Raw genomic sequence first — 1,942 nt, forward strand, 5'->3', positions numbered from 1 at the left:
GAACCGCCGCTGGGGACCAAAGCGCGCACCAGGTCGCGCATTTCCAGCAAGCCGACCTGTTGTCCGTCCTGCATCACCCGGTACTGTTTGGTGGTGTCGCCGCCCGAGAGTTCGATCACCGATTCCAGCGTGGCGTCGTGATCGACCTCACCCGCGACGCCCTCAACCGGCTGGGCGGTCCTGGTCATCACCGAGCGGGTGCGCAGCACCCGGGCGCGGTTGATGTCGCTGACGAAGTCCTCGATATAGGGATCGGCCGGGTTCAGCAGGATGTGCTGCGGCTCGCCCTGCTGGACGATGAACCCGTCCTTGAGGATCACCAGATGATCCGCCAGTTTCAGCGCCTCGTCGAGATCATGGGTGATGAACACCACGGTCTTTTGCAATTCGGCCTGCAATTCGATCAGCAGGTTCTGCATATCGGTGCGGATCAGCGGATCCAGCGCCGAGAACGCCTCGTCCATCAGCATGATATCGGAATTGCTGGTCAGCGCGCGGGCAATCCCGACACGTTGTTGCATGCCGCCCGACAATTGGTGGGGGTACTGATCATCCTGCCCTTCCAGCCCGACGCGGGCCAGCCATTTGCGCGCCTCATCGGCATATTTGCCTTTGCCCTTGCCCTCGACGGCGGGCGCAAGGCCGGTATTTTCCAGCACCGTGCGATGCGGGAACAGCGCAAATTTCTGGAACACCATCGACATGCGGTGCTTGCGCAGCTGGCGCAGCTGGCGCTCATTATAGTCCAGGATATTCTCGTCATCGACCCAGACCTCGCCGGCGGTGGGCTCGATCAAGCGATTCAGGTGGCGGATCAGGGTCGATTTGCCCGACCCGGACAGCCCCATGATCACCGTGGTCTCGCCCGCGCGCATGTCGACATTGATGTCGTTGAGCCCCAGCACATGGCCATGTTCGGCCAGCAGTTCGGTCTTGCCCATGCCGCCTTTGACATGGGCCAGCGCCGCTTTCGGATTGCCGCCGAAAATCTTGTAGAGGTGGCGGATCGAGATCTTGATATTGTCGCGCATGTCCGTTTCCTTATCTCGACTGGCCGGCATTGATCCGCGCCAGCGCCGCCTTGGTCACCCGGTCAAGGATGATCGCCAGCAACACGATCCCCAACCCTGAAAGCAGCCCCACCCCCAGTTCAAGACTGCGGATGCCACGCAGCACCAGCACCCCCAGACCCGGCGCCGACACCAGGCTGGCAATCACCACCATGGCCAGGCTCATCATGATGGTCTGGTTGACCCCGGCCATGATATTGGGCAGCGCCAGCGGGATCTGCACGCCGAACAGTTTCTGCCGCTTGGTCATGCCAAAGGCGTCGGCGGCCTCGATCACGTCCTTGTCCACCAGCCGGATCCCGAGATCGGTCAGCCGGATCACCGGCACCATGGCGTACAGGATGATGGCGATGCCATAAAGCTTCGGCTCGGTCACCGAGAACAGGAAGATCAGCGGGATCAAATAGACAAAGGGCGGCAGGGTCTGGAGCATGTCCAAAACCGGGATCATCGCCCGCTGCACCCCATCGCTGCGCGACATGGCAATGCCGATCGGCACCCCGAACAGCACACAGATGAAGGCGCAGACGAAGATGATCGCCAAGGTCTGCATGGTATAGTCATAATAATCGACGAAAGCGAGAAAGCCGAAACAGATTGCCACCAGCGCCACCAGTTTCAGCGAGCGCCCGACCGCATAGGCGATCAGCATCAGCGCCGGGATCATGATCCACCACGGCACCGCCTGCATCAGCCACAGCGCCTCGTTCAGCGCCCAGGACAGCGGCTGGGTCAGCGGGTCGACCACCACCTTGAGACTGTCCTTGATGCCCAGAAACCCCTCTTCCAGCCCGCGGGTCAGAGCCCGCGATTGCGGGATCGCCGCACAGGCGTCGTGCAGCGCATCCAGCGAGGGAAAGGGCGTGTCCCAA

2 protein-coding genes are annotated in these 1,942 nt (G+C 61.8%); both read right to left on the bottom strand.

Annotated features, from left to right (window positions below):
- A partial coding sequence (locus tag JAO82_RS14105) for a quaternary amine ABC transporter ATP-binding protein (RefSeq protein WP_198687030.1) occupies positions 1 to 1,031 on the bottom strand: 1,031 nt, incomplete at its 3' end.
- Between the two features lie 10 nt (positions 1,032 to 1,041).
- The coding region (locus JAO82_RS14110) for an ABC transporter permease (RefSeq protein WP_198687031.1) at positions 1,042 to 1,942 on the bottom strand (901 nt) is incomplete at its 5' end.

The sequence above is a fragment of the Pontibaca salina genome, assembly GCF_016307205.1.
In the GTDB taxonomy this organism is placed as follows: domain Bacteria; phylum Pseudomonadota; class Alphaproteobacteria; order Rhodobacterales; family Rhodobacteraceae; genus Pontibaca; species Pontibaca salina.